This is a genomic window from Paenibacillus qinlingensis, assembly GCF_031455095.1.
Lineage (GTDB): Bacteria > Bacillota > Bacilli > Paenibacillales > NBRC-103111 > Paenibacillus_E > Paenibacillus_E qinlingensis_A.
In genome coordinates this window covers 321,016-347,175 of the sequence record NZ_JAVDSB010000004.1, presented here as the reverse complement: position 1 = coordinate 347,175, position 26,160 = coordinate 321,016, and the positions used below count along the sequence as shown (strand labels likewise).

The window sequence follows — 26,160 nt, the reverse complement described above, 5'->3', positions numbered from 1 at the left end:
GGTGCTTTTTCGTATTTACATCTCTTTATAGTACTTATAGCGGTAATAAGTACAATATCCAATGATAAACATGTAGGCAAAAACAAATAACAGTAACACGATTAAATCTATACCCATCAAGGCAAGTGGAGTAAGCAAGGCTCCAAACATAAAGACCATCATGTCATATGCTTTCGCTTTTGCCCGCTGAGTGATGGCCAAATTACGCTCATCTTTCATTTCAATCTCTAGCTGCTTGGCAGCGGAGGAATTATTCCTCATAGCGTGTAGGACGAGGATTTCTCCCATACTGTGACCGAAAATACTACTGCCAAGCCCGAAACAGAGATAGGGCAACGCTCGCAAAATACCTTGTGGATCTTCCATTGTTTTGATGAAGTACAGGCCAACTGCTAGTAGCGCTAAGCCTACGACGGTAAGCAAATAAGATGAGGTCGTTTTTGTCATACAGTTTCATCCTCCTCATAAATAAAAATGTCTTCGATACTCATGCCGAAATAACGAGCAATTTTGAATGCTAAGAGGATCGATGGGTTATAACGTCCGTTTTCCAGTGAACCGATCGTTTGCCTGGACACTTCAAGAGCCAAAGCCAATTCTTCTTGCTTAATTCCGCGTTGCTTGCGGATATCTTCTAAACGGTTCTTCACTGCGGTTATCCTCCTAACGGAAAGCTAACTTTCCATGGTTGTAGTATATCGTGCAACTTAAATGATGTCAAGCTAGCTTTCCATTTTGGTGAAAATTCATCCGATAGCGGCGATCTTGATATCACAAATTCGGAATCCATGCTTGTTTTTGAACATTGACAAAGGGGAGGCAGTTGTCTAAGATATGCTGTAATCTACATGTTGGGAGGGAAATTATTGAAAGGGTTTACAAACAAACTGTTTTTCAATCGCTCCTTATTTCGAAAACAGCTGCTCTCCTACTTCATTACCGTTCTCATTCCAATTTCGATGATTGTTTCCGTATATGCGTATACGATTAATGAAGATTTATCTTCCCAAATTGAGCAGACTTCGAATGCTAGCATCCAGCGAACTTCCAAAAATTTGGATAATTTAATTGACCAGATTAATTATTTTGCCCTCCAACTCTCCTTCTTGCCGGATATGAACAACATGTTAAAAAATCCTAACGCCTTTACGATGTATGACTACTATAGTTTGAAGGAGCAGCTGCGCAGTCAGATCAACTCCAATGATTTGTTTTACTCGGTGTATATTTACAGTGCTTTGAATGAACGTTTTATGACTTCAAATGAAGGGCTATTTGATGCAGATGGATTTTACGATCAGCAAGTCTTAACCCAGATTCGCAAAGAAGGCCGGCCGCATTTTTGGTATCAGGTTCGGGAAGACTATGTCACCTTCTATAAAGATATTCCCGTCACTGAGAGTAAGCCGCTAGGTACTCTGGTCATTAATATGCAAAAGAAGATGTTTCTAAATACGATGTATAACTTAAACATCGGGGATGAAGAGCGCACTTTCATCGTGGACCCAAGTGGTTTTGTCATATCGTCGCATCCGCAAGTGGAGAACGAAGCGATTCACCAGGTGATCGCGGATGGCGATGCAGCACCATCGTCAGGCACGATGCATAAAATCGTTCTGGATCATACGACTTATTTTGCCCATATCGCCACGATGAAAGGAAACAGTTGGACCCTCGTCAACTTGATTCCTTATGCCAGCTACAAGGAAAAGCTGGTTGAAAAGCTGTCCAAGCTCCTTACTATTGTCTTGTTCGTGTTCTTGATCGGCTTGGTTATTGCTTATGCGTTTGCGGTTAAGATGTACAATCCATGGAAGAAAATGATGGAAGTACTCTCTGGCGTCGGGGGGAATAAATCATCTTCCGATGAGTACATGCTCGTCAGTGGGGCCATCAGCTCCATGATGGCGACGATCAAACAAAATGAGCCGGTGATGAAGGATCACCTCATTTCGGATATTTTACGTAATAAAATTTCTGACAAACAAACGATTTCAGCGCGGTTGGAACAAGTTGGTCTCATGTTTACGGAAGCTAACTATGCCGTCATCGTCGTTGTGTTTGATGATATGCAATCGGAGGATGCGGAGGACCCGCAACGTAATCTTTTTATCTATAGCATGGTTTTGGAAACGTTGAAGGCGTATTTGCCCGTGGAGGGGACGATATTGGAACGGAGCAAGCTGGGCTTTATCGTTAATTTACCGCAAAAAGGCATGGACCCCGGTGTACGAGAGCTTATTCATCAATCTTACGCAGAAATGAACGCGGTAGGGCAGGGAGAACTGAACGTATCGCTTCAACTGATTGTAAGCGACGCGGATGCACCTGAACGTCTGCATCTTGCTTACGAGCAGATACGCAGAATGTTGAACTACAAGGCAGTTATCAACCGCAATGACATCGTCTTTTTACAGGATCATAAAAGTGAATTGAAGTTTGTTTACCCGCTGTCGCTGCAAAAGCAGTTGATTCACGCCGTCACAACGATGAACCGCGAGAAGGCGAATCAGTGCATTGGTGAACTCTTTGAACAGTATATCTATAAATCGAAATATCCGCTCGAAAAGCTGCAGGGCATGATTGTTGTCCTCATGAGTTCGGTGCTGACTGAATTGCTCAAGGAAGGCTATGACATTGGAAGTTTACATGAGGAAGCCGATATTTTTAAGCTGAACGAATGCCAAAATAATGATGAGTTGCATCAATTTATGATCACGCATATTCATAAAATCATTGCGTTCCTGGAAACGCTGCAGGACAAGCAGGTCACCAATTCCTATGTAGCCAAAACGATTACATATATGGAAGAGCATTATGCAAACCCGCTGTCCATTACGGAGATCGCAGAGCGCATTGGGGTCAGCAGCGGCCACTTGAGCCGTACATTCAAAGCTGAAATAGGGAAATCCATGTTGGAATACTTAACGGAATTCCGGATTAAGAAAAGTAAAGAGCTCCTGAGCACGAGAAATGATTCCTTGCAAGAAATTGGCCATGCCGTTGGCTACCATGATGTGCAGAGCTTTATTCGGTTTTTCAAAAAGTATGAAGGCATGACGCCCGGCGAATACCGTAAAAGCATTTAGAAAAACAGATAGTTATATTAAATTTCTAACATTGGCAGGACCTATATCATGAAATCCTCATGTTTATTGCAAACTGAGGATTTTTTTTATAGCCTCTCCCCACTACGATGAAAGCGTACACAGCAGCATGTGTAACACACGGTCGAGAGGAGGGGATGGGATGAGTCATCCCATGAAGGTATCGCATGGCGCGGTTGTAAATGCAAGACCTCGTGCAAGATCATCCGCCTTTAGGAAGTCGTTCCATAAACACAAGTACTATTATGTTTTACTACTGCCTGGTGTCATTTATTTTCTTCTCTTTAAGTACATTCCGATGGGCGGAATTGCAATCGCTTTCCAAGATTTCAAGATTGCAGGAAGTGTATTCGATAGTCCTTGGGTAGGGTTAAAATGGTTCCGCATTCTGTTCGACTCGCCAGACTTTTGGGTGGCGCTTCGGAATACGTTGATTATCAGCTTTTATAAGCTGCTGTTTAACTTTCCGGCACCGATTGTGCTTGCGCTTCTACTCAATGAGCTGTTCAACGGCGTATTCAAGCGCATCGTGCAGACGATTATCTATTTTCCGCACTTTGTTTCTTGGGTTGTGCTTGGAAGTATTCTGTTCTCCGTATTTTCGGTAGATACGGGGGTAGCGAAGCTGCTGGGCATGTCCGCGTCGCCACTCATGAATCCAGAAGTATTCCGGGGCTTTTTGGTCGGTTCGGAAATGTGGAAGGAAGTTGGCTGGGGAACAGTCATTTATTTAGCCGCCATTGCCGGGGTGAACCCGGAGCTGTATGAAGCAGCTAGAATTGATGGTGCGAATCGCTTTCAACTGGTCCGTCATGTGACCCTGCCGAGCATTGCATCGACGATTGTCGTGCTGCTGATTCTGCGGACGGGACAAATTCTGAATGTCGGCTTCGATCAGATTTACATTTTATATAACCCGCTCGTCTATAATGTAGCAGACACGCTGGATACGTATGTGTACCGTGTGGGGCTTACGATGGGCAGATTCTCGTTTGCTACGGCTGCAGGGCTCTTCCAATCGGTTGTAGGCTTATGCTTGCTGCTGTTTACGAACTGGCTTGTACGTCGTATGGGCGAACGAGGATTGTGGTAAGGAGGTGGATGGGAATGCGTAAAAGTTGGGGTGAACACAGTTTTGAAGTAGGGAATGTGCTGTTTCTGGCTATGCTGAGTATCGTGACGTTTTATCCTTTATGGCATGAAATATCCATATCATTAAGCTCGGCGGCTGGCGCCATGCAAGGCGGGTTGTTCTTCTTTCCGCGTGGCTTTACGCTGGATGCTTATAAGAGTGTACTGGCTTCGAGCTTTATTTGGCTGGCGTATCGCAATAGTATTCTAGTGGCCGTCATAGGGACGTTCCTGCATGTCTTGTTTACAGCGACAACGGCTTATGCGTTAAATAAAAGAAGCTTGCCTGGCGCTAAGGTCATCACGCTTCTGGTTATTTTTACGATGATTTTCAGCGGTGGGATGATTCCTACCTATTTACTTGTGAAAAGCTTAGGATTAACGAATACCCTATGGGCGCTCATGCTGCCGGGGATGATCTCTGCTTTTAACGTCATTGTTATGCAAAGTTTTATGAGGACCATTCCGGAAGAGGTCGAGGAGTCAGCTGCCATGGACGGAGCGAATCCGCTGCGGACGTTCTTCACCATTATTATACCGCTGTGTAAGCCGGTTATCGCGACGATAGCACTCTGGGAGTGTGTCGGCCTGTGGAACAATTTTATGCAAGCGTTGATTTATTTGAATGATAAAAGGCTATTTACCCTACCGTTGTTATTAAAAGAAATTATTGCTGGCCAGCAATTGGCGACAGATACCGGTCAGTTTACAACGTTTGCTGCCGAATCTGCGATTGCCGCTACTGTCATTATTTCCATCGTACCCATTCTTGCTGTGTATCCGTTTTTGCAGAAGTACTTTATGAAGGGCACCATGTTAGGCTCTGTGAAATCATAATTTGAAGATCATAAAAGGGGTGTTCTTATGAAAAAAATGAGTAAAATGGGTTCCGTATTGTGTGTCACATGTCTTGCAGGATTAGTAGCTGCTGGTTGCGGCTCCAATGAGCAAGGAAAAAGCGCGTCATCTTCTAGCCCAGTTTCCACGAAGCCGGTTACTTTCAATATGTTCTTTAATTATGGAATCCCGGAATATCCGGACACCGGTGGAGAAGCGAAGCCGAAAATTATTTCATTGATGGAGAAGGCAGGAATACCGGGTATAGATTACAAAATTAGCATGATTTCCGGCGATGAATACAAAACGAAACTGAATCTCTTGGTATCCTCTGGTGAGATACCGGATTACTTCAGTGTGGATACGACACAGCTTGCGCAGTATGTGAATCAAGGGCTATTGAAGCCGTTGGATGATTTGCTGGCAAAAGCGCCGCACTTGATGAAGTACATTCCGAAAGAGCGTTGGGACGGCGTCAAATTTGATGGCAAAATTTACGCAATTCCGCAAGGGGTTAGACAGGAGTCGTTCAACTCCCCGAATACGGCGGGCTTGTTGATTAGACAGGACTGGCTGGATGCACTCGGCATGAAGCAACCGACTACTTTAGATGAACTGCATGAAGTTCTCAAGGCGTTCACGTTCAAGGATCCGGATAAGAATGGTCAAAATGATACGTATGGGTTTGGCGGCAACAAATCCTCGCTGTTTAATACGGTCTTTGGCGCTTTTGGCATCGCACTAAACGGCCCCGTCTTCTGGACAGAGAAAGATGGAAAGATTGTCAAAAGCTTTGTGACGCCTGAGGCGAAGAAAGCTTTAGCCGTTCTACAGCAATGGTATAAAGAAGGTCTAATTGACCCGGAGTTCCCTGTCATGGAATTAAAGCAGTCAGAGGCTAGGATCGTGAATTCCAAGGTCGGCGTTTTTGAAGGCGATGCTTTTGCAGTCAATGCGACTGGCGGCGGCTATTACACTTCGCTGCTGAAAGTGGTGCCATCAGCGAATATTGCGATGATTAATCGGGTGAAAGGCCCCGACGGCAAGCTGGGCTGGCCGCAGGTTAATCCTTATTCGGGAGGAGCGCTGCGTGCGATAAGTGCGAAGGCGCAAGAACCAGAAAGACTTATTCAAATGCTGGATTGGTCGGTCAGCGATGACCCGAACGGCGGCGTGGATCTGCTTACCTATGGTGAGAATAACGTGGATTATACCTTTGACAAGAATAAAAATTTAATTGCCCAAACATCTAGTTATTCCGATTTATACAAAAAAGGTTTCTCTAACCCTGTTCGCTTTGTGCAAGTAACAGACCGTCGTTGGACGGACGATAAAGTGCGGGCGGCGTTGGAAATCGCTTCAAAGGATATTGTTAAGAATCAGCTTTGGAAGACAGTTCCGGCCGAGCTGGATTATCCAGATTTAGAGAAGAAACTGTGGACAGAGTACTTCGTGAAGATTGTGACAGGCGTGTGGTCTATCGACAAGTTTGATGAGTTTGTACAGAAATACTACCAGCAAGGCGGACAGAAGATCGAGCAGCAGGCCAACGATGAGTGGAAGAAAGCTTGTAAGTAAATAAAGATGAAGGTGATGGGGAAAAGATGAGAAAACAGCCGAACGTCATTGTTTTTTTTACGGATCAGCAGCGATTTGACACGACGGGAGTTCATGGGAATCCCCTCGGGCTTACGCCGAACTTTGACCGCATGGCGATGGAAGGGACGCATGTGTATAACTCGTACACCTGTCAGCCCGTGTGTGGCCCGGCACGTTCTTCCCTGCAAACAGGGAAATATGCCACGGAAACCGGGTGCTATGTCAATGGCATTCCACTGCGGAGTGATGAGCTGACGCTAGCTCATCACTTCCGTGAAGCGGGCTATCACACAGGCTATATCGGCAAATGGCATTTGGCTGGTCAAGAGCCTGTCCCAGAGGCGCAGCGCGGCGGTTATCAAGAGTGGCTCGGAGCTAATGTGCTTGAGTTCTCCTCCGATGCCTACGATACGGTCATGTACAACGGGGATAATGAACCCGTGAAGCTGCCGGGCTATCGGGTCGATGCGCAAACGGATGCGGCAATCCGATATATCAACAAGCATCAGGAGGAACCGTTCTTCCTGTTCCTCTCGTATCTGGAGCCGCACCATCAGAATCACAGCGACAATTACCCAGCACCACGTGGCTATGAAGGGCGCTACAGCGGCAGCTCCTTCGTGCCTGGCGACTTGGCGTCGCTGGGCGGCACGGCACATGCCCATCTCGGCGGCTACTATGGCATGGTCAAAAGGCTCGACGAAGCGCTCGGCCGCTTGTTCGACGCCTTGATCAGCCTCGGGTTAGAGGACGACACGATTGTGATGTTTACTTCGGACCATGGCTGCCATTTCAAAACCAGGAACAATGAGTATAAACGGTCGTGCCACGACAGTTCCATTCGTGTGCCGACCGCCTTCACAGGTGGCCGCTTCAAGTCAGGCGGTCGACTGCAGGAGATGGTATCGCTCGTGGATTTACCATCAACGCTGCTGGACGCGGCAGGGATTCCGGTTCCGGCTTCCATGCAAGGGCGCTCCCTGCTTCCGCTGCTGCGCGGGGAGCGGGAAGGCTGGCCGGAGGAAGTCTTCGTGCAAATCAGCGAAGCGCAAGTTGGCCGAGCCATTCGGACGCAGCGCTGGAAGTACAGCGTCTCCGCGCCGGAGCAGAATCCGAACCGAGACGCAGGATCGGATGTCTACGTAGAGGAATTCCTCTACGATCTGCAAGCGGATCCGCATGAATTGCACAATCTAGTCGGCGTGCAGTCGTTCGGCACGGTGGCGGCCGAGCTGCGTGAGCGCTTGATTCGCCGGATGCAGGAGGCCGGGGAGGCCACGCCTGTCATTCAGAGTGCGCCGCTGCAGCGAAATTCCGGTGCACGCCGTGTGGCTGTGAGTGAACTGCGGAAGAAGTTGTAAGGGGCTTTATTATTAAAACCTGGAAGGATTTTCATGCATTTACTTGAATGATTATGATACATGGTAACAATCAAGGGAGCAGGAGATCTTATGGTGAATAAATGGGATGAAACGTGTATACCCGATCAATCGGGAAAAACAATCATCATTACGGGTTCTAGCAGTGGACTTGGATTGGAAACTGCGACAGCACTCGCCAGCAAAGGTGCAGAAGTGATTCTTGCTGTTCGAAATGAACAGAAAGGAATTGAAGCGGCCAAGCAAGTGAATAGGCGTCACTCAAAGGCAAATGTAAAGGTAATGAAGCTTAATTTGGGTGATCTTAACGACATTAACAATTTTGCGGTAGATTTTAAAAAGCAATATGCAAGGTTGGACATCTTGATCAATAATGCGGGCGTCATGATGCCGCCCTACGAGAAGACAAAGGACGGGTTCGAACTGCAGTTCGGTACAAACCATTTGGGTCATTTTGCATTAACCGGGTTGCTGCTGCCCAAGTTGCTCAACACACCGAACTCTCGCGTGGTGACGCTTAGCAGCTTAGCTGCATTGAAAGGGCACATATTTTTCGATAATCTGGATGGTTCCAAAGGATATCGCGGATTCCCTTTTTATAGGCAGAGTAAGTTAGCTAACCTGTTGTTCGCAAAGGAGCTTGACCTACGGCTTCGTGCAGCCAAGATGACCACAATAAGCATCGCGTGTCATCCTGGCATTGCAGCAACCAATATTACTTCCCGGGGTTCGGGGCGCGACATGAAGTTCTTAACCACATTAATGAACGCGTTGTTCCAAACAGCAGCGATGGGTGCGCTTCCAACCTTATACGCCGCCATAGAACCGTCGTTAATCGGAGGGGAATACATTGGTCCCGATGGGCGAGGGGCGAAGAAGGGATATCCGGCAATCGATACGTCCAATCACAAGATGTTTGATAAGGGTGTATCAGAGAAGTTATGGCAGATTTCGGAGACGCTGACAGGGGTTCATTACACATTTGTCGGGTGAGAAGAATACGAATCAGATTAATTACCGCGTAATCGCGGTTTTTTATTATTAATGGCTGCTAAAGGGGGAAATTTATGAAACCAATTATGATTGATTTTCCAGATGAGTTTCATACGGAACGATTAGTAATTAGAATGGCAAAACCAGGGGATGGTAAAGAAGTTTTTGAAGCCGTTAATGCTTCGATGGATGAGTTGAAACCCTGGTTAAAATTTGTACAAAATGAATTAACCGAATATGATATGGAACTTGCAGTTAGAGAGGCACATGTCCAATTTTTAAGTCGTGAAAGTTTAAGATTTCTTGTCTTTTTGAAGGAAACAGGACAATTCGTTGCTACCTCAAGTTTACATAACATTGATTGGGATGTACGGAAATTTGAAATTGGCTATTGGGTAAATACACGTTTTAGTTGTAAAGGGTATATGACTGAAGCCGTTAAAGCTATCTGTGATTTTGCATGTAATCAGTTGCAGGCCCGGAGGTTGGAAATACGTTGTGATACGAAAAATACTAGAAGTAAGTTAATACCTGAGCGATTACACTTTGAACTTGAGGGGACTATCAAAAACGAGGATTTATCGGCAGATGGAAGTGAATGGAGGGATACATTTATTTTTGCAAAGATACAATGATGATATGCTTTATTAAGCGATAGTGTAAAACGGAAATGCTAGTCCTTTAGAAATGTGAGTAAAGGATTCTTGAGTAAATCATGAAAGAGGCATATAAAGGATTTGAATGCGAAAGCCAAGTTGAACCTGACTTGAGCTTTTTTCTTTTGGTCGCACCATTGGCGCCCAACTTTCAAGCATTTCGCTTTTCTAACGCATAAGGTGTAATCATGGAAGGAGTGGGTGGATTGACGACAATCACAATCGCTGCAGTCGGGGATTTGTTGATGAAAAAGAAGATGATCACCTCAGCCGCACGCGAAGGCGGATTTGATCCTATTTTTTCCAAAGTAAAACCTTATCTGCGAAAAGCTGACTTAACGATAGGCAATCTGGAGACGACATTCTCCGGCAACGATTTTCGCGAAGAACCTGGAAAACTATTGTTTAATACCCCTGATGAATTCGCTGCTACACTCCGGAATTTGGGCTTTGATGTGGTAGGCACAGCCAATAACCATTGCATGGACGGGAAACGATCCGGTTTGAGAAGAACATTAGACGTCCTCGATCGACATGGACTGCGACATACGGGAACGTATCGCTCTGCACAGGAAGCCCGCCAGAAACTAATTGTGAATGTAAAGGGAATCAACATCGGAATATTGGCTTATACGAAAGGCACGAACGGGATCTCAGTGCCAGAGCCATGGTTAGTCAACCGGCTAAACCATCAAAAAATAATAGCGGACGTACGCAGTTTGAAGAGTCATACAGATTTTATCATCGCTTGCCTACATTTCGGGAAAGAATTTCGAACATATCCCGACCGCAACCAAATCAGGCTCATGCAGCTGCTGTTCAAACAAGGTGTTAATGTCGTGCTGGGAGCGCATCCCCATGTACTGCATCCGATAAGAATGTTTAAGGTGAAGGATATCGACGGACTCATTAGAAATCGGGTAGCGGCATCTTCTCTGGGAAATTTCGTATCGACCGAACTTCCCCAGCATACTGCTAGACTGCGAGGAACAATCTTGATGTTAAAAGTAACGAAAAATGCAAAAGGAACAACGGACGTGTTGAAAATATCAAAAGTACCAACCCGTATTTTGCAAAATGCAGGGAAGAAAAACGTATATCGGGTTGTACCGGATTAGTAGAATGGGTATCTACAAATTGGGGTGAAGGTATGGTTTATTGGAATAACAAGTTAGGCAAGTACAAGGCGTTATTAACTAATGAGCAACTAGCACTTAATCTACCACCAACAAACCTTGCAACTGAAGCAACTGTGGAGCGGATGTTAGGAAAATATCATGTCGTCTATCTTAAACCCAGTCATGGCACCGGAGGGCATGGCATATTTAAGTTGTCTCGCGCTAATGCTGGATATCGGTTGGAGAACGGCACGCGGTCCCGCTCATTCTCAACCTTTAAGGGAACATACGTCGCTTTCCAGAAAGCAAAAGGGAAGAAAACCTACTTGGTTCAGAAGGGCATCCCCTTACTCCAATATCAGGGACTTCCGTTCGATTTGCGTATTATGGTGCAGAGAAACCGCACGCGTAAATGGGAGGTTACCGGTATCGTAGGACGATTAGCCATGCCTAATAAGATCGTGACTAACTACCATAGCGGGGGGAGACCAATGCCGGCGGGGAAGCTGCTTTCCCCTTTTATACCTAAAAAGGAGCAGGTTTCCTATGTTCAATTACTTAAGGATCTAGGCGTTAGGACCAGTAAACATATGAGTAGAATTTTCCCGAATTTTAGGTCGTATGGGGTGGATATAGGCATTGATAAAGAGATGAAGCCATGGATCATAGAGGTCAATACGCGGCCAGATAAATACATTTTTAATGCCCTTTCTGATAAGCGGATGTATCGCAAAATCTTACTTTACGAGAGATTCACATTGAAATAATAGATAATCTCCGATGTTAGAATATCAAATATTGGGGGACAAATTTGCTGAGAAAAAACAAGGAAATACTAACGCATGTGCGTTAGTATTTTTCATTAATAATATTATTGCCGTAAGCACGGTCGCGCCCGCGCCAGGGTCACCCCCTGCGCGTACGCTGATTATCAGTAGCTAAGAGATATAGAAAATAGGGTGCCCCGATAATGGCAACTATGATCCCTGTGGGGAGACCGGCAGGCGGTAGAATAACCCTGGATAAAGTATCCGCAACGGATACTAGCAATGCCCCTACCAGCGCACACACGGGTATCAGGATAATATGTCTGGAGCCTACCAAACGTCTAGCGAGGTGTGGCGCAATCAGCCCCACGAAGCTTATACTCCCGCTGACAGACACACAGGACGCTGCTAAAGCAACAGAAACGAATAACATATTCCTGTGCTGTTTCACAACCGAAACACCTAAGCTGACTGCGGTGTCATCACTCATGCTCAGTACATCTAATTTTCTCGAATTGTAAATGATGTAGGGGATCAAGATGAGAAGCCACGGGAGCAGGGCTAGCACAAATCGCCAATCTCCCCCCCATATACTGCCTGCTCGCCACACGGCTACAAAGTCGAACTGTTCCTCGTCTAGCTTGATGACAAGAACGGTGGTTAGGGCAGAGATTCCAGCCTGCATAGCAACTCCTGTTAATATCAATCGCATAGGCGCAATGCCATCTGTTTTCTTGTAAGCAAGGACAACTATTAAAATAGCCGTTAACCCGGCACCGAGTAAGGCTAGAAAAGGCAGCGTAAATACAGACAAGAAGGATGCCGTGCCAACAAACATGGTAAATAGAATGACCATAAGCCCTGCGCCTGCGGATATACCAAGCAGTCCAGGATCTGCCAACGCGTTTTTGGTTACCCCCTGAACTGTACATCCAGATAAAGCGAGCCCAGCACCTACAAGTATGGATAAGGTTATTCGAGGCAACCGGAAATCAAATAAGATGACATTTTCCTTCTCTGTTCCTCCCCCGAATAAAGTGCGCAGGGTATCAAGTGCAGAGAGCTTTGTGTGACCCGTATTCATACTAACAATAAAGGAAACGATAAGTGCGCTCACAAAGATGAGAACGATCGTTGTATTTCGAAACGCCACCTTTTTCTTGTACGCTTCATGCTTCTTGATCAGTTCACTCATTACACGGCTCTCCTTTGCCTGCGCGATAAATAAAGGAAGAAAGGAATGCCAACCAACGCAGTCAACACACCAACAGGTGTTTCAAACGGTGGGTTTAACATACGCGCACCCAAATCCGCGCTCACCATCAGGATTGCTCCTAATATAGCCGAGACAGGTATAATCGAGCGGTAATCAACGCCTACCAGAAATCTTGTTACGTGTGGTACAACCAATCCAACGAAACCTACGGCGCCTACTGCGGATACCGAAGCTCCTGCTAGAACCAGCACAGTCAGTGAGCATAGCAGGTTGATAAGCTTCGTATTTAAGCCCAAGCCCTTTGCTACATCTTCTCCCATATTGAGGATCGTAATATACCGAGCAAGGACAATAGCACTAATTAATGCTATGCATATCCAGGGAGACATGAGAATAATCTGTTCCCACGTGACACCAGCAACACCGCCCGCCATCCAAAACATGATATTTTGCGCAACTTTGTTATAAAGCGCAATACCCTGGCTTAGCGCGATAAACAAAGCACCGACAGCTGCGCCTGCCAGCACGATACGCATGGGCGTTGCAGTACTACGGCGAAACATGGCGATTCCGTTGACCATTAAGTAGGCGATTGTTGCACCGATAAAGGAAAAAACAATGATATTACTGTATCCAATTTGCGGAAAAAACGCGAAACAAACGGCCAGAGCCAAGCCAGCGCCGGCATTAAGACCCAAAAGGCCAGAATCCGCCATAGGATTGCGCGTTATGCCTTGCATGACTGCGCCTGAAGCTGCAAAAGCAGAACCGACTAGAGCGCTAGCAAGCACACGGGAGAGTCGAAGGTCCATAATGACGATGTGTGACATGTTGTTGCGGTCAAGGTTGAAAATAACTTCCCAGAAAGTTGAAAGCGGAATATTTTTGGCTCCCTGTGTAACAGAAAATGCCATTAAAATTAGCAGGGCGATACTCCCGCCAAGCATAATAAGGTAAGCTGTCATTCCGTTTTTATTATGAATGACGGAAGATGTAGCAGCGGATTTAGAAACCATACGGAACGCCCTCATTCTATAGAAAATAACATAAGAAATCGGGAGACTGGTAGAGTCGCCCGATTTCTTATGCGGTTTGATTCGCTATTTAACAATGCTTGCTACCACTTTTTCAATAGCAAGTTTCTGGCTTAGTGGGGCACCTGATTTAGAACCAGGAGGAAGATTGAAAACGTTATTCGTTTTTACAGCCTTTAAATTCTTCCATATTGTCGTGTCCGCTGTACCAGGCATAAGCCAGGTTGGCGCATAATTGTCTTTCTCCGCACCATCTATATTATCTAAGAATATGTAATCCGGATCCAATGCAGCCAATCCTTCTAGTGATATCTGCGAGTATTTCTCAGGGTAACCTTTCGGCGGGGTCAAGCCATACCCTACAGTCTTATCAAACCATGCGGTTTGACTAGTAGGACCCGAACCAACAAGGCCAAAGGTTTTGTTACCCAAGTCGCTCATAACAACAGAAGTTTTGTCCTTGTATGGAGCCAACTTTTCACGGGATTTCGTGATTAAACTTTCTAGATCGCTGATGATTTTCGCAGCTTCTTTTTCTTTGCCCAGGACCTTACCATAATTATTTACAACCGCTTGCCAAGTTTGAGTGTTAAATAGCAGTGTGGGCGCAACCTTATTAAGTGCTGCATAATCATCAACCGAATTAGCTGTTCCTACAATTAAATCTGGCGAGACTCCCATCATTTGTTCAAAGTCTTTTGAGCTACCCAATTCTTTGATGTTCAATTTATCTGCCATCGGCTTGAGCACTTCTCTAGTCATAACATACGATTTTGCGGTTGGTGCTGCAACCGGCGGCACACCAAGTGCTATAAGCGTTTCAATGTGTCCGAAATAAATTGGGATTATTTTTTCAGCTGCCTTTTTTAAAGTAACGGTATGCCCAAAATCATCCGTGATCGTTCGCGGCCACGCGCTTTCGAAAGTTGATGCCGTTGGAGCCGCTGACGGTGCTGTTGAAGGCGCCGTTGTAGGCGATGCTGCAGCCTTGTTTTCTGATGCTGTGGGTGTACTTGCACAACCTGTCATTATACCCACAATTAATCCGAAAGAGATAATAGTACTCATACTTTTCTTCATTTTTTTCCCCCGCTTTGTAATATTGATAATGATTATCAATATCGTTTTCTTTTTAGAATTTTATAGGCACTAGCTTTAATTGTCAATACTTTCTTTTACAAATACCTTAGGAGCGCTCAACAAGAAATTCACGTTTGTAAATTTCATCAATTCTTTCCAAAACGTTTCGGGATTGATCGTTAAATTTTAATTCCGTGGTCCGACCTTTCAACAAAAACACGCCGGTCTCATTGCAGTGTTTCCCAAGGGCCACCTCGTACAACTGGTTCGCACCGTGGGTAGGTGGAGAGAAAAATAGCTTCATTAGCCATGTTACCACTAGGGGCAGCCCAGATTTTTTCCCTTTTCTTAGTGTATTATTGCCGCCCGGATCAACACGCGAATCTTAATACCTTCTTTGGCAAGTTGCGGTGCAGAAGCCTGAGTCCACAGCGAAAGAGCTAACTTGGAAGTAGCATAAGGTCCCAGCAGTTTACGGAAGGTTTTAGGATGTTCTAGGATTTCGATAGTAAACTCTTTCACATAATTTAGTGCTGAAGATGAGGTGTTGATCACCGTCTTTAAGCTGCCATTACGGTTCCCCTGATAGCTCACATTCTAAAACTTGGAGTCGGCTCCAAGTCAAGACGAGGCAAAAGAGAGGTTTGACCCAAGGAGTGAAGACTTGACTTAGCGTCAACTCCAAGATGTATAATGTACAAAATAATCTCTGGGAGGGAACGGGATGAAGACAGAGCTAACTTTTACGATAAAACAAACCGCCGAAAAAACTGGAATTTCCGAGGATACGATCCGATATTACGAAAAGATCGCGTTGCTTCCTCGAGCGGAGCGGAAGGATAACGGTCATCGCATATACCGGCAGGAAGACATCGATACAATCCATCTCATATATTGCCTGAAAAAAACAGGCATGCCACTAGAGGAAATGCGGCCGTTTTTGACAGTCTCCGTCGACGCCGATCCTGCAAAAGTAAGGGGAGAAACGAAACTAAAGCCCGTCTCTCCCGTCGAGATTAGCTATTTTCCGTCGGCCAAAGAGGACAAATCACCGACTTCCGTTAGATAAAGGAGTACATAAAAGTGGAAAAAAGTATAGGTAAGGTCAACAAAATATACGTTATGCAACTGGCAACCATATTTATTGGATTCATTATATTTGGGTTCTCGGAAAATATTAAAGGACCGGCAATACCACGTATTCAATTCGAGTTTATGCTCAGTGAGTCTCAACTTGGTACTTTGTTATCCTTGAATGCGCTGGGTTACTTAATAGCCTGTTCCTTTACAGCGTATTTGACCAAGATATGGGGAATCAAATGGGTAACTATAACAGCATTCGCTTCTATGGCTGTATCCGGTATTTTAATTTACTTTTCCAATTACTACATGATGTTTTCGGCTTCTTATTTCCTAATGTACATCGGCAATGGCATGCTAGAGATTGGGCTTGCCATTCTAAGCGCTCGAATTTTCGTGAAAAACACGGGAATGATGATGAACATGACGCATGGCTTCTATGGCTTAAGCTCAACAATTGCTCCGCTTATTGCAACTGGCTTGATGAAGGTAACCATTGCTGGTCACACGCTTGATTGGCGAGGGATGTATCTGGTGATGCTTCTATTGTCCGTTATCCCGATTGTGATTGCTTCGTGCAGCACATTCCCAGGCGAGCACATTTCACATGAAGACCGGATTCCTATAAAAGTCTTGCTGAAAGACCGCGTATTATGGTTAATTGTTCTAGTTCTTACGTTTGGTGTTGTATCTGAATTGGCCGTTGGTGGCTGGCTCGTTAATTTTTTGGAGAAAGCTTATAACTGGAATAGCGTTAATGCTTCCGGAATGCTATCCATTTTCTTCTTATGCTTTGCATTGGCGCGGCTCTTACTTGGTCCGCTAACAGATCGGATAGGCTTTGTATTATCTCTCATTATCTTCTCAGGGTTTTCGGCATTATGTACATTTACTGCAATAGTAGGTGGTGAAAGTGTCTCGTTCCTGTTTGCTGCTTCAGGTATAGGTATTGCGCTAATTTATCCGACTGTGATGGCTTTTATCGCGAAGCGATATCCGAATGACAGTGATACAGCTATCACGTTCACGGTAACGGTAATGGGACTAGGCAGTGTGATCGGCAATTATCTCATCGGTGGAGTCACTGAGCTCGTCAAACACATGGTTGGTGAAGATTCGCCTACAAGTCTGCTTCGTGGACTTCAGGCTGGCTACGGCTTCATTGGATTATGTGCAGCATTATGCGCAATAACCGGATTTATTTTATACGTGTATTTATATAAAAGAAAAGAAGTTATTTAAAATGTAATAACGCCATTAACCAGCCTTGGAGTTGGATATTGGCGTTATTATTTTCATACAATTGAAATATCTAGTTGCAACATCGGCGGTAATAGGAAGACTGAACGGATGGGGAGTGGATGCAACGAATGACAGACCTTTGTTCATTCCAAATTTTCCATATTTTAGTGAACCGATTTAATGTTTACTTCGTCTGTTTCAGGATACATGCTTAAACAGAGGGGGCTATAAAGCAATGAAATCGCCGATTATGGATGATCCGAAGAAAAAAGAGATTGCTAAAAAGAGGCATTTTTCGCTGCGAATCAATCTATTTTTCTTTATAACCTTTGTATTATTTTCCGTACTCATCGTGCGGTTGGCTATGCTGCAGTTTGTTCAAACGAAAATGCATAAAGCCGCAGAGAATAGAAATGGGACACAAACGATCCAAATTGCTCCCATCCGCGGCAACATCTATGACTCCACGAAATCTCCGCTTGCGTATACCATTCCCATGCAATCTTTATTTTTTCGAATTGATCCCAGCGTTCAAAAGTTAGATGAGTTAATTGCTATAGCCGATCGGCTTAAAGCCAATGTGTTTGACAAATATGCCAAACCAAATTCGAAAAGCCCAACCGCAGAAGAAATTATTCTAGCCATGGATATTGGCTACGACTATCACAAGAATGAAATCAAAAAGCCAAGCTATTACTGGGTTCCCCGAAGAATAAAGGCGGATTTGTCCAATGATGAGATCGCCTATATTTTGGAGCATCGAGATGAATTTAAATGGTTAGACGTAACAGAAGAAAGCATTCGCACCTACGAAATGGATGATGACGGACATACGACAATGGCTACGCATTTAGTGGGATATACGAATTCTTTTACTTCACCGACAGCCAAAGAAATCTATAAAGATAACCCTATGATTCAGGAATATTTAAGCTCGGAAAATGTGGGATTCGATGGCATCGAGCGTATGTATCAGGATGAACTGCGAGGCAGAAACGGCAGTAAGACATACCCTGTGGACGCCGTTAACAAAATCATCGGAAGAGCCGAAGTCCTGGCTCCAATTAAAGGAAACAATTTGTATCTAACCATTCAAAAAGATATTCAGAAAGCGACAGAGCGAATGCTGGAGGAGCATATTAGCTACTTGCGCAGCCCATCTCACGTTAATGATATGTATTTGAGTGTTGGGATGAAGGCGGCTTCTGGGTTCGCAGTTGCTATGGAGGTGGATACAGGCCGTGTTGTTACCATGGCGAACTTTCCAGATTACGATGCTAACGCTTGGACGGGTGGTATGTCACCTAGTGTGTATAAAGAAATTGAACCATTTATTCCTAATGGCAGTATTCGAACGGCTAAAGCTAAGTATCCAGATGAAAAAGAAAATGCGAAGCATCCATCATCGATTGTATTTATGGGCTCCACGATCAAGCCAATGTCTGTATTAATTGGTCTTAAAGAGAAATTTTTCAGCGGGTCTGGCAAGGTTTATTACGATACGGGGTCCTTTAGCTTCGGTAGAGGTGGCAATAGCACCATTACGAATTCAGGGAAAACGGCTTACGGGGATATGGATGCTGCCGGGGCCATTGAACATTCCTCTAACACGTTTATGTCTGAAAAAGTCGGTATTCCTTTCTGGAATAAATATGGCAGAGAGAATTCTGCAGTGACTGCCAAATGGGCAGAATACATGGCGAAATTCGGAATGGGCATTAAGACAGGAAGCGGCCTGCCAGGTGAGCTTGCGGGATCTAATGATTTTATTAGAAATGCTGTAAATGACAGTTATCAGTCAGCGATGGTCTTTGCCTCGTGGGGACAAAATGAGAAAACAACCACCTTGCAGCTTGCTCAGTATACAGCTACATTGGCTAGTCGCGGGAAGCGGATGAAGCCTGTGTTCGTAGATGAAATTCGCGACTACCAGGGCCAGTTAGTTAGAAAAATCGAGCCTGAAATACTAGAAGACTTCTCCAAAGAGTTTGCCAAAGAGGACTGGAACACGATTATCCACGGGATGAAAAGCGGCGCCGAGGGGATTGATGCGTTACCGTTTAATGTGGCGCGAAAAACAGGAACTTCTACACAAAACGTAGCAGGAGGTTCGGTTGAAAATGCGGTATTCATCGCCTTTGCACCCGTCGAGAATCCGAAACTTGCGGTCGCGGTCGTCGTGCCAGAAGGCGGCTTTGGGCGTTATGGGGCTTCTCCGATTGCGGCTAAGATCTTTCAAGCGTATGACGCTGCCAACGACAGCATTTTGACGAAGCTTGGTGGCGGGAAGCGTCCTTGGTAGGTGTGTGGGATGGCTATTCCACATTACGAACGGGATAATGTTGTTTGGATACTATAAGTTTTTGGAGAAAAACTTTATCTGGGTATACAAAGATAAAAATTATAGGGGCATCGCACCTTCCGAGGCTGGTGATGAAGGGTTCAACGTTTCATCACCGTAAGAAAGGGCCATCCCTAGTGGGATGACCTAAAAACTTGCCATTATAGATAGCGCAGAGAACCGTACCACAAGTAACGACGAAAGACCAGTCAGTGCCTTAGCAAAAAGACCGTAACTCGGCAATGAGGTCGTCACTCGATCGATACTTGTCCTTATTGTTTACGTCAAAGGGATTTAATAACACACGCCTAAGATCTCTATCGCGAATTTCCGCCTTATGGATATCGGCTAGCGTCCCGTTCATGAGGAAAGCGCATATTTTGCAGACAGCCTGCAACTCCTTTGTCATGACAGCGGGACTCTCAATCTTTTTGGCAATGTTGAAATCGATTACTTTGACCGTCTCTGGTTTATTTTGAAGTATCATTACATTTTTGGGCAGCACATCATTATGGATATACCCCGTTTTGTGGAGTTGTCTAAGACCCTTGAGGATGTTAATTGTAATCTCTACACTCAAGTCCTGATCCCGCTTAATGGTGAAGGTATTATGAAAGTCTCCACCCAAAGTCGACCCCAGAATAAACTCAGTGACCAAATAGCCTTTTTCCCCAATTTCAAAATAATCATAATAGCGTGGCAAAAATTCACCAATCCGGTAACTCTGCATAATCCGCGCTTCGCGTCTTGCCGCCTCACGGTTAGAAGTCTCTTTGATAGCCAGCTGGCGTCCTTTCAAATCATAAGCTTTATAGACCTTGCCTAAAGCTCCGGACCCAATCAAGTTAAGATCAACGCTATATCCACCCCACATAGTTCGCATCATCGGCCCTCCTATTTCTACAAGTTTAATAGATTGATAGATTGATAGATTTATTTTATGTGGAGCGTGCAGAATTGCTTGGACATATATCAAAAATTATAGTGGGATAGATAACGACAACTAACGCGCCAGTAAACAATGTAGGTAGAGGAATAGAGGGAAGGAAATGAGATCCGGCTACGCAGAAGAGTTGATTATTAATAGTTTTGTATCTATGAGGTATACAGCCATGGTGCTAAGATATTTTTAAACCTTAGTTAAGGAGCTGTTGGAGTGATAGAGAAAGGCAAACTTATCTCTCAAGTGTTATTAATTGCAGAGAAAACTGGTTTAACTGAAATTACGCCTATTGAGCTTAGTAATGGTGGAAACCTGATTATTCACTTGTCTCCCTATCCGATTGTGGCTCGAATAGCGACTGTCAGTTCAAAAGAAGATTCAGCGTATGCAATTAAGATACTTGATCGAGAGTTACGCGTAGCTCGTCACCTGGAATCCAAGGGCATCCCCGCGTTATTGCCTTCAAAACTTATGGATGCAGGACCGTACGATGTTGGTGGTACATGGATGACGCTTTGGAGATATGTTCCTCCTACACAATTACAACCTCCTTCACCGAGTGAAGCCGTTGAAATGGTAAACGAGCTCTCAATAGCAATGAAAGACTTCTCTGGCGACCTTCCAGTGCTTGGAGTTTGGGAGCGAACATGTCAATCGGCTAATAAAATGAGGTATAATTCCGATCCGCGTATACAAGCTTTATTAAGTGTATTTCAAAAGGTAAATAAACAGATGCGCATGGAACCAAGTTTATTAATACCGTGTCATGGCGATGCCCATGCAAGAAACTTATTACCAAGTCCAGATGGATGGATCTGGTCGGACTTTGAGGATGTATCATTGATGCCTGCCTACTGGGACTTGGCTTCATTTGTTGGGAATCATGCATTATTTGGCGGAATACAGCAGCAAACTTTTAGATACATTTTGGACCATTTAGATAACGGCACCGATCTAAAAGCTTTTGGATTTGCAATTACTGCACGTACACTAATGTCCACGCTAGGAAACTTGGATTTCGCTCTTGCAGGTTACGGAGATTTGGATTTTGCCACTAGACAGTTAGAGCTTGCGGAAGATTTTATACGCCAAATAGAACTAATAATTGCAACGGGGCAGACGTGAGGAGAAGTAATGGGCATTAGGAATTATCTGATTGAAGGCGTTTCCGGCGTTGGCAAAACTACGGCCTGCAACGAATTGCAGCGGCGTGGCTATCAGGCCATTCATGGTGATCGTGAGTTGGCTTATCAGGGCGATCCCAAAGACGGGATTATAATCGACGCCACCGAATCGATCGCTCACGTCGTTGACGAAATCCTCCATCAAATTAAAGCAAATGAAATAAGAGACAGTAGAAAAAGGCAGCCGACATAAATCGGTTGTCTTTTCCAGGGACGGGCAGTTTAACTCAACTTTCCAAGCATAAATTACGTAACAAAAGAAGCAATAATATCCAATCAGGAAGTGCCTTTTGAGGGGAGAAAGTGAGCTTTTATGGATAGTTATGAACTAACGGGCGAAATATTTCCGATTTATGGTATTTTAAAGATGGGAACTTTATAGAGATAAAATTGAAATGTATGTAATTTAGGAGGCTAAACAATGAATAAAGCGGAAGCCAAAAGAATATTCATTGTGATTATTTTTATTGGCACTATATTTTCTACAATTGCTATGTTAATAAAATATCCAACTAACTTAGATGCAGTAAATGAATCAACACTCAGCATATATACCCAATATGGAGAATTTAGACGTACATCTACTGAAGAATATTATCCTGTTATTGCAATTGCCCGCAGTAAAAAGCAAATAAATAAAGAAACAGAAGTATTATTTCTTGATATTGGAACTTTCGTAAAAGAAAAGAAAAAGTAATGTTAATATTTGCATTATGAATTAATAACTTAATGGATTCCGCTAAGGGAGAACGAACGGCAGCATAATAAAGACACTTTGCCAGCCGATTAATACGATCGGCTGGCGTTTCCATACTAATGGGCAGATTAATTCATATGTAAAAGGAAAACTAAGGAAATTGGCGAAAAGGTTATTAGGGAGGGGAATTTACATATCTACTCTAGAGCTAACGAAAATGGAACAAACCATATATCGGTATTGTTTGCATATTACCCATAACCAATGGGATGCAGAGGACTTATCGCAAGAGGTTCTATTTAAAGTGTATAAGGTAGTTAAATCGGATCCTTCACGTATTCTATCAAAGGCTTATCTGTATCGAATCGCCGCAAATGCATGGAAAGATAAAATGAAAATGGATAAACGCCGCATCCAGACCACAGATATGGCTTTTAATGATTCATCATTTCATGATGGGGAGCTATCTACAAGAGAGCTGCTGGAAGCATTAGCTCACCGATTATCACCACGTGCCTTAGTCATTTTGTTGCTCATGGATGTATTTGATTTTACTGCGAAAGAAACCGCCGAGTTCTTATCACAAGCGGAAGGGACCATTCAGGTGACTTTGGGGCGTGCACGATTGAGATTAAAGAAGCTGGCCCATCGAATAGAGACAGCTAGTGCAGATCCTTTTGAGAGGGAGGTTCCGAAACCTGCCTCACAAATGGATTTGGATAGCCTCGTCGAAGCCTTCAAACAGAGAGACCTTAGTGCGATATGTAGATGTTACCTCAAACTGGTAAAGATACAGGTGAAAATCAGTAACATTCAGTTGGTAAATGGGAGAATCGCTTTTTATATAGAAGATCCAGACGGGAATCAATTTATGGTTACGGAAAAAATATATTAAACCCTCTGTTTGGTTTTCAGTGAGTGTGTCGTTTATTAGTCGAGTTCACTTTAATACTTAAGGAGGAGATCTTCAAGATGAGTCAAAGCCCATTTTTTGGAGTTGGTATTTTTGTCCCGGTCAGCGACCTGAAACGATCAACTGAATGGTACACCCGTATGTTAGGTTTTGAAATCAGGCACAAAGATGAACCGAACGCTACTGTGACTATGATGAATGATAACAAAATCATTTTTTGTCTCGTGCGTTCCTATAACATTGAACAGAAACCTTTTCCGAAAAATGATTATGGTGTTGGACAGTATTTTAACTTTCATGCGTACGATGTTGAGTCGGCATATAACCTGCTGCGGCAGCGAGGAGCCGATGTTGGTGAGATTGAGGAGTTCGACGGAATGCGAGGATTCTCCATTCAGGATCCTGATGGGAACAGATATGGGGTAGTGAACTAAAGCCTACAAACCAGCTAGATTGATTATAAAAAAGAGACAGTCAAGGACTATTCTCATGTCCATGGCTGTCGCTGATCTAAATCATATACATTATTTTCCCACAACCCAGTACTTTTTTATCTACTTATAGAGGTAACGCTTGGATAGCTCTTGAAATGCGATCCGGTGGAACTTTTTCTTTTCAATTATCAATTTCTGAGCCATTTGCTTGTACATTCGCTTATACCGAGGGTTCGGAGAGTGGTCCGCCGCCTGTTCCAAAGAGAGTGCCATCATGGTTAGTTCCTGACCATCAAAGTCGTCTAACACATTTTTGTATAGTTTTCTCGCTAGCTCGCGGTACATTCTGGACTGAAACCGACTCTTCGTCTTCTTTGACCATTGTATTAAAACGTTCATAATAATCAGTTTGTCGTTTAACGTTAGCTTGATCTTGGCTTTTGTATAGCGCATCTAAGTTACACTCCTTTGTTCTCGATTGGCTGAAGCAATTATCGAGAGCAGGAGCTACAGGAGGACGCAGAGGCGGAGCATGTGGCCAACTTAAGTAATGTCGGGTACGGCAATGCCATGACATTAGGATACACTGTATCCTAGCATCGGCTTTATCAATTAGCACCGCCTTAAGATAATTTCCAGAATACGAAGGTTTCGCTTTACCATCTTTGACACTAGCAACCAAAGGCAACAGTGAGCCTACAGCTGATGCAGACGGAGGCAGCGTAGGTTTCGATGACGGTATAGTCGGAATGGTTTCTCTTTCTGGAAATTGGCTTGTATGTGCATTCATAAATTTATTCGACGAATTCGTGATTGCCGATTGGTGACTTTTTTCCTTGGATAAAGGAGGCGTAGGCTTCGGGATTGATTGAATTGCAGCCATGTATGAACCTCCCACAGTCTCCAAACGGCTCGCAACAGGCAATGAGGGGGCAGACGAAGACGCTATTCCTGAAGAACCAGCTTGCGGGGGCGGCGATTTATCGGCTGTGGTGCTCTCTGCGGGCGAAATAACCAAGTCCAACTCTGGCTGCACAACTTCGTCCGTGAGCTCCCCAACCGCTTCCGCGATAGGCTTCAGCGGTTCCGTGACTGCATCTACGACAGGTTGCACAACTTCGTCCGTGAGCTCCCCAACCGCTTCCACAATAGGCTTCAGCGGTTCCGTCACTGCATCTACGACCGGTTGCACAACTTCGTCCGTCAGCTCCCCAACCGCTTCCGCGATAGGCTTCAGCGGTTCCGTCACTGCATCTACGACCGGCTGCACAAGTTCATCCGTCAGCTCCTCAGCCGCTTCCGCGATAGGCTTCAGCGGTTCCGTCACCGCATCTGCAACCGGTTGCACAACTTCGTCCGTGAGCTCCCCAACCGCTTCCGTGATAGGTTTCAGCGGTTCCGTCACCGTTTCTACGACCGGCAGCACAACTTTGTCCGTCAGCTCCCCAGCCACTCCCGCGATAGGCTTTAGCGGATCTGTCACCGATTCCGCTATCGGTTGAGTGATTTTATTCAATAGCTCAATGGAACTCAAGGTCCCCGTAGCATGAGCTAAATGGATTCCTACCCAAAAAGGCAATGTAAGCAAAATCAATGTGATGACGAGGCCTTTCAAAAGCTTTCACCTCTCTTTGCAGTTAAGGCGATCCTCTTATGGAAACATTCGCCATTTATCAACAAATATCCTGTAAAATGTATCCAAATTGAGTCTTTCGATCTAAAAGTAGCACTTTTGTGCTATCAGTCATAACCACTCACACGTAAACGGGTTAACCAATTCTTTCGGTAAGCTTGAATAACTTATTATGTTATAATTTGGTAAAATAATAGGGGGGAATATAGTGGATATATTGCGTTATCCGATTGGATCGTTCACAGTCGTTCTGGAACCTACCGAAGAGCAACGAAAGCAATTCATTGAATCAATTGATGGGCTGACTGATAAGCTTCGCCAAGCGGTTGATGGTTTGAGTCTGGGGCAACTGAATACGCCTTACCGTCAAGGAGGATGGACTCTGCAACAAGTAGTTCATCATTTAGCCGATGCAGAAATGAATGCATATTTTCGATTTAAACGTGGTTTAACCGAGGAACATCCTATTGCTGGAACATTTCGGGAAGAATTGTGGGCAGAGTTGGACGATTATAAGTACACACCGATCGAATCTTCAATAGTACTATTGGAAGCACTACACATAAGGTTTGTGTCACTAATAAGTCGATTAAAGCCTTCGGACTTTAAAAGAGTAGTTACGAGTCCAACATACGGGGATATGACTTTAGATGAAGCTGTACAAAGGTTTTCCTGGCATGCACGACATCATATTGCCCAAATAACGGCTTTGCGGGATCAAATGGGATGGTAAATTGTTTTTCAACATTATTTAGCACAACCATTTCTAAATTGGA

The 26,160-nt window shown here is 44.4% G+C and carries 24 protein-coding genes and 2 pseudogenes; 18 read left to right on the top strand and 8 right to left on the bottom strand.

What is annotated here, in order from left to right; genetic code table 11:
* Positions 1-15 precede the first annotated feature (15 nt).
* Both J2736_RS14870 and J2736_RS14865 read right to left on the bottom strand, forming a co-directional pair.
* The gene (locus J2736_RS14870; RefSeq protein WP_310499383.1) at positions 16-447 is read right to left on the bottom strand and encodes a hypothetical protein; all 432 of its coding nucleotides are present in this window, start codon (positions 445-447) and stop codon (positions 16-18) included.
* A complete protein-coding gene (locus J2736_RS14865; protein WP_310499382.1) occupies positions 444-650 on the bottom strand; it encodes a helix-turn-helix transcriptional regulator in 207 nt (68 codons plus the stop codon). The genes J2736_RS14870 and J2736_RS14865 overlap by 4 nt, the downstream gene beginning before the upstream one ends.
* Positions 651-866: 216 nt before the next feature.
* Here J2736_RS14865 and J2736_RS14860 point away from each other — a divergent pair, with 216 nt between their 5' ends.
* The 9 genes from J2736_RS14860 to J2736_RS14820 all read left to right on the top strand — a co-directional run bounded on the left by J2736_RS14860 (position 867) and on the right by J2736_RS14820 (position 11,587).
* The gene (locus J2736_RS14860; protein WP_310499381.1) at positions 867-3,089 is read left to right on the top strand and encodes an AraC family transcriptional regulator; all 2,223 of its coding nucleotides are present in this window, start codon (positions 867-869) and stop codon (positions 3,087-3,089) included.
* A gap of 160 nt (positions 3,090-3,249) precedes the next feature.
* Complete coding sequence (locus J2736_RS14855) at positions 3,250-4,200, top strand: ABC transporter permease (protein WP_310499380.1); 951 nt, start codon at positions 3,250-3,252, stop codon at positions 4,198-4,200.
* A 14-nt stretch (positions 4,201-4,214) separates the two neighbouring features.
* On the top strand, positions 4,215-5,075 hold the full coding sequence (locus J2736_RS14850) for a carbohydrate ABC transporter permease (RefSeq protein WP_310499379.1): 861 nt from the start codon (positions 4,215-4,217) through the stop codon (positions 5,073-5,075).
* A 27-nt stretch (positions 5,076-5,102) separates the two neighbouring features.
* A complete protein-coding gene (locus J2736_RS14845; RefSeq protein ID WP_310499378.1) occupies positions 5,103-6,653 on the top strand; it encodes an extracellular solute-binding protein in 1,551 nt (516 codons plus the stop codon).
* Positions 6,654-6,679: 26 nt separating this feature from the next.
* Positions 6,680-8,035 (top strand): sulfatase-like hydrolase/transferase, encoded by a 1,356-nt coding sequence (locus J2736_RS14840; RefSeq protein ID WP_310499377.1) that lies wholly within the window; start codon positions 6,680-6,682, stop codon positions 8,033-8,035.
* A gap of 90 nt (positions 8,036-8,125) precedes the next feature.
* The gene (locus J2736_RS14835; protein ID WP_397340827.1) at positions 8,126-9,046 is read left to right on the top strand and encodes an oxidoreductase; all 921 of its coding nucleotides are present in this window, start codon (positions 8,126-8,128) and stop codon (positions 9,044-9,046) included.
* 74 nt (positions 9,047-9,120) lie between these two features.
* Entirely contained in the window at positions 9,121-9,681 is a 561-nt protein-coding gene (locus J2736_RS14830) for a GNAT family N-acetyltransferase (protein ID WP_310499375.1), read from the top strand.
* A 218-nt stretch (positions 9,682-9,899) separates the two neighbouring features.
* Positions 9,900-10,820 carry a CapA family protein gene (locus J2736_RS14825; protein ID WP_310499564.1) on the top strand — a complete coding sequence of 307 codons (921 nt, stop codon included), beginning with the start codon at positions 9,900-9,902 and terminating at the stop codon, positions 10,818-10,820.
* A 32-nt stretch (positions 10,821-10,852) separates the two neighbouring features.
* Complete coding sequence (locus tag J2736_RS14820) at positions 10,853-11,587, top strand: YheC/YheD family protein (RefSeq protein WP_310499374.1); 735 nt, start codon at positions 10,853-10,855, stop codon at positions 11,585-11,587.
* Positions 11,588-11,726: 139 nt separating this feature from the next.
* On the opposite strand, the gene J2736_RS14815 is transcribed toward J2736_RS14820, so the two are convergent.
* The 4 genes and pseudogenes from J2736_RS14815 to J2736_RS14800 all read right to left on the bottom strand — a co-directional run.
* On the bottom strand, positions 11,727-12,782 hold the full coding sequence (locus tag J2736_RS14815; protein WP_310499373.1) for a FecCD family ABC transporter permease: 1,056 nt from the start codon (positions 12,780-12,782) through the stop codon (positions 11,727-11,729).
* Positions 12,782-13,819: a FecCD family ABC transporter permease gene (locus tag J2736_RS14810; RefSeq protein WP_310499372.1), complete on the bottom strand. Its 1,038-nt coding sequence runs from the start codon at positions 13,817-13,819 to the stop codon at positions 12,782-12,784. The genes J2736_RS14815 and J2736_RS14810 overlap by 1 nt, the downstream gene beginning before the upstream one ends.
* Positions 13,820-13,903: 84 nt before the next feature.
* Entirely contained in the window at positions 13,904-14,917 is a 1,014-nt protein-coding gene (locus J2736_RS14805; protein WP_310499371.1) for an ABC transporter substrate-binding protein, read from the bottom strand.
* A gap of 106 nt (positions 14,918-15,023) precedes the next feature.
* Positions 15,024-15,487 (bottom strand): annotated as a pseudogene (locus J2736_RS14800) (SDR family NAD(P)-dependent oxidoreductase); the annotation flags it as partial.
* A gap of 154 nt (positions 15,488-15,641) precedes the next feature.
* Between J2736_RS14800 and J2736_RS14795 the strand changes: the two are divergent.
* From J2736_RS14795 to J2736_RS14785, 3 genes and pseudogenes are all read left to right on the top strand, one after another.
* A pseudogene (locus tag J2736_RS14795) lies at positions 15,642-15,890 on the top strand (MerR family transcriptional regulator); the annotation flags it as partial.
* Between the two features lie 110 nt (positions 15,891-16,000).
* Positions 16,001-17,239 carry an MFS transporter gene (locus J2736_RS14790; RefSeq protein WP_310499369.1) on the top strand — a complete coding sequence of 413 codons (1,239 nt, stop codon included), beginning with the start codon at positions 16,001-16,003 and terminating at the stop codon, positions 17,237-17,239.
* Between the two features lie 235 nt (positions 17,240-17,474).
* Positions 17,475-19,541: a peptidoglycan D,D-transpeptidase FtsI family protein gene (locus J2736_RS14785; protein WP_310499368.1), complete on the top strand. Its 2,067-nt coding sequence runs from the start codon at positions 17,475-17,477 to the stop codon at positions 19,539-19,541.
* A 256-nt stretch (positions 19,542-19,797) separates the two neighbouring features.
* On the opposite strand, the gene J2736_RS14780 is transcribed toward J2736_RS14785, so the two are convergent.
* Complete coding sequence (locus J2736_RS14780) at positions 19,798-20,466, bottom strand: protein kinase domain-containing protein (RefSeq protein ID WP_310499367.1); 669 nt, start codon at positions 20,464-20,466, stop codon at positions 19,798-19,800.
* Positions 20,467-20,736: 270 nt separating this feature from the next.
* Here J2736_RS14780 and J2736_RS14775 point away from each other — a divergent pair, with 270 nt between their 5' ends.
* From J2736_RS14775 to J2736_RS14755, 5 genes are all read left to right on the top strand, one after another.
* Positions 20,737-21,648, top strand: a complete 912-nt coding sequence (locus J2736_RS14775; protein WP_310499366.1) for a phosphotransferase — start codon at positions 20,737-20,739, stop codon at positions 21,646-21,648.
* A 9-nt stretch (positions 21,649-21,657) separates the two neighbouring features.
* Positions 21,658-21,900, top strand: a complete 243-nt coding sequence (locus J2736_RS14770; protein ID WP_310499365.1) for a DEAD/DEAH box helicase family protein — start codon at positions 21,658-21,660, stop codon at positions 21,898-21,900.
* Between the two features lie 228 nt (positions 21,901-22,128).
* On the top strand, positions 22,129-22,404 hold the full coding sequence (locus tag J2736_RS14765) for a hypothetical protein (RefSeq protein ID WP_310499364.1): 276 nt from the start codon (positions 22,129-22,131) through the stop codon (positions 22,402-22,404).
* Positions 22,405-22,621: 217 nt separating this feature from the next.
* Positions 22,622-23,299 carry an RNA polymerase sigma factor gene (locus J2736_RS14760; RefSeq protein WP_310499363.1) on the top strand — a complete coding sequence of 226 codons (678 nt, stop codon included), beginning with the start codon at positions 22,622-22,624 and terminating at the stop codon, positions 23,297-23,299.
* Positions 23,300-23,376: 77 nt separating this feature from the next.
* Positions 23,377-23,751, top strand: a complete 375-nt coding sequence (locus J2736_RS14755; RefSeq protein ID WP_310499362.1) for a VOC family protein — start codon at positions 23,377-23,379, stop codon at positions 23,749-23,751.
* 292 nt (positions 23,752-24,043) lie between these two features.
* Here J2736_RS14755 and J2736_RS14750 read toward each other — a convergent pair whose 3' ends face one another.
* Entirely contained in the window at positions 24,044-25,366 is a 1,323-nt protein-coding gene (locus J2736_RS14750) for a hypothetical protein (RefSeq protein ID WP_310499361.1), read from the bottom strand.
* Positions 25,367-25,592: 226 nt separating this feature from the next.
* Between J2736_RS14750 and J2736_RS14745 the strand changes: the two genes are divergently transcribed.
* Positions 25,593-26,117, top strand: coding sequence for a YfiT family bacillithiol transferase (locus J2736_RS14745; RefSeq protein WP_310499360.1), 525 nt, complete (start codon positions 25,593-25,595; stop codon positions 26,115-26,117).
* Positions 26,118-26,160: the final 43 nt, after the last annotated feature.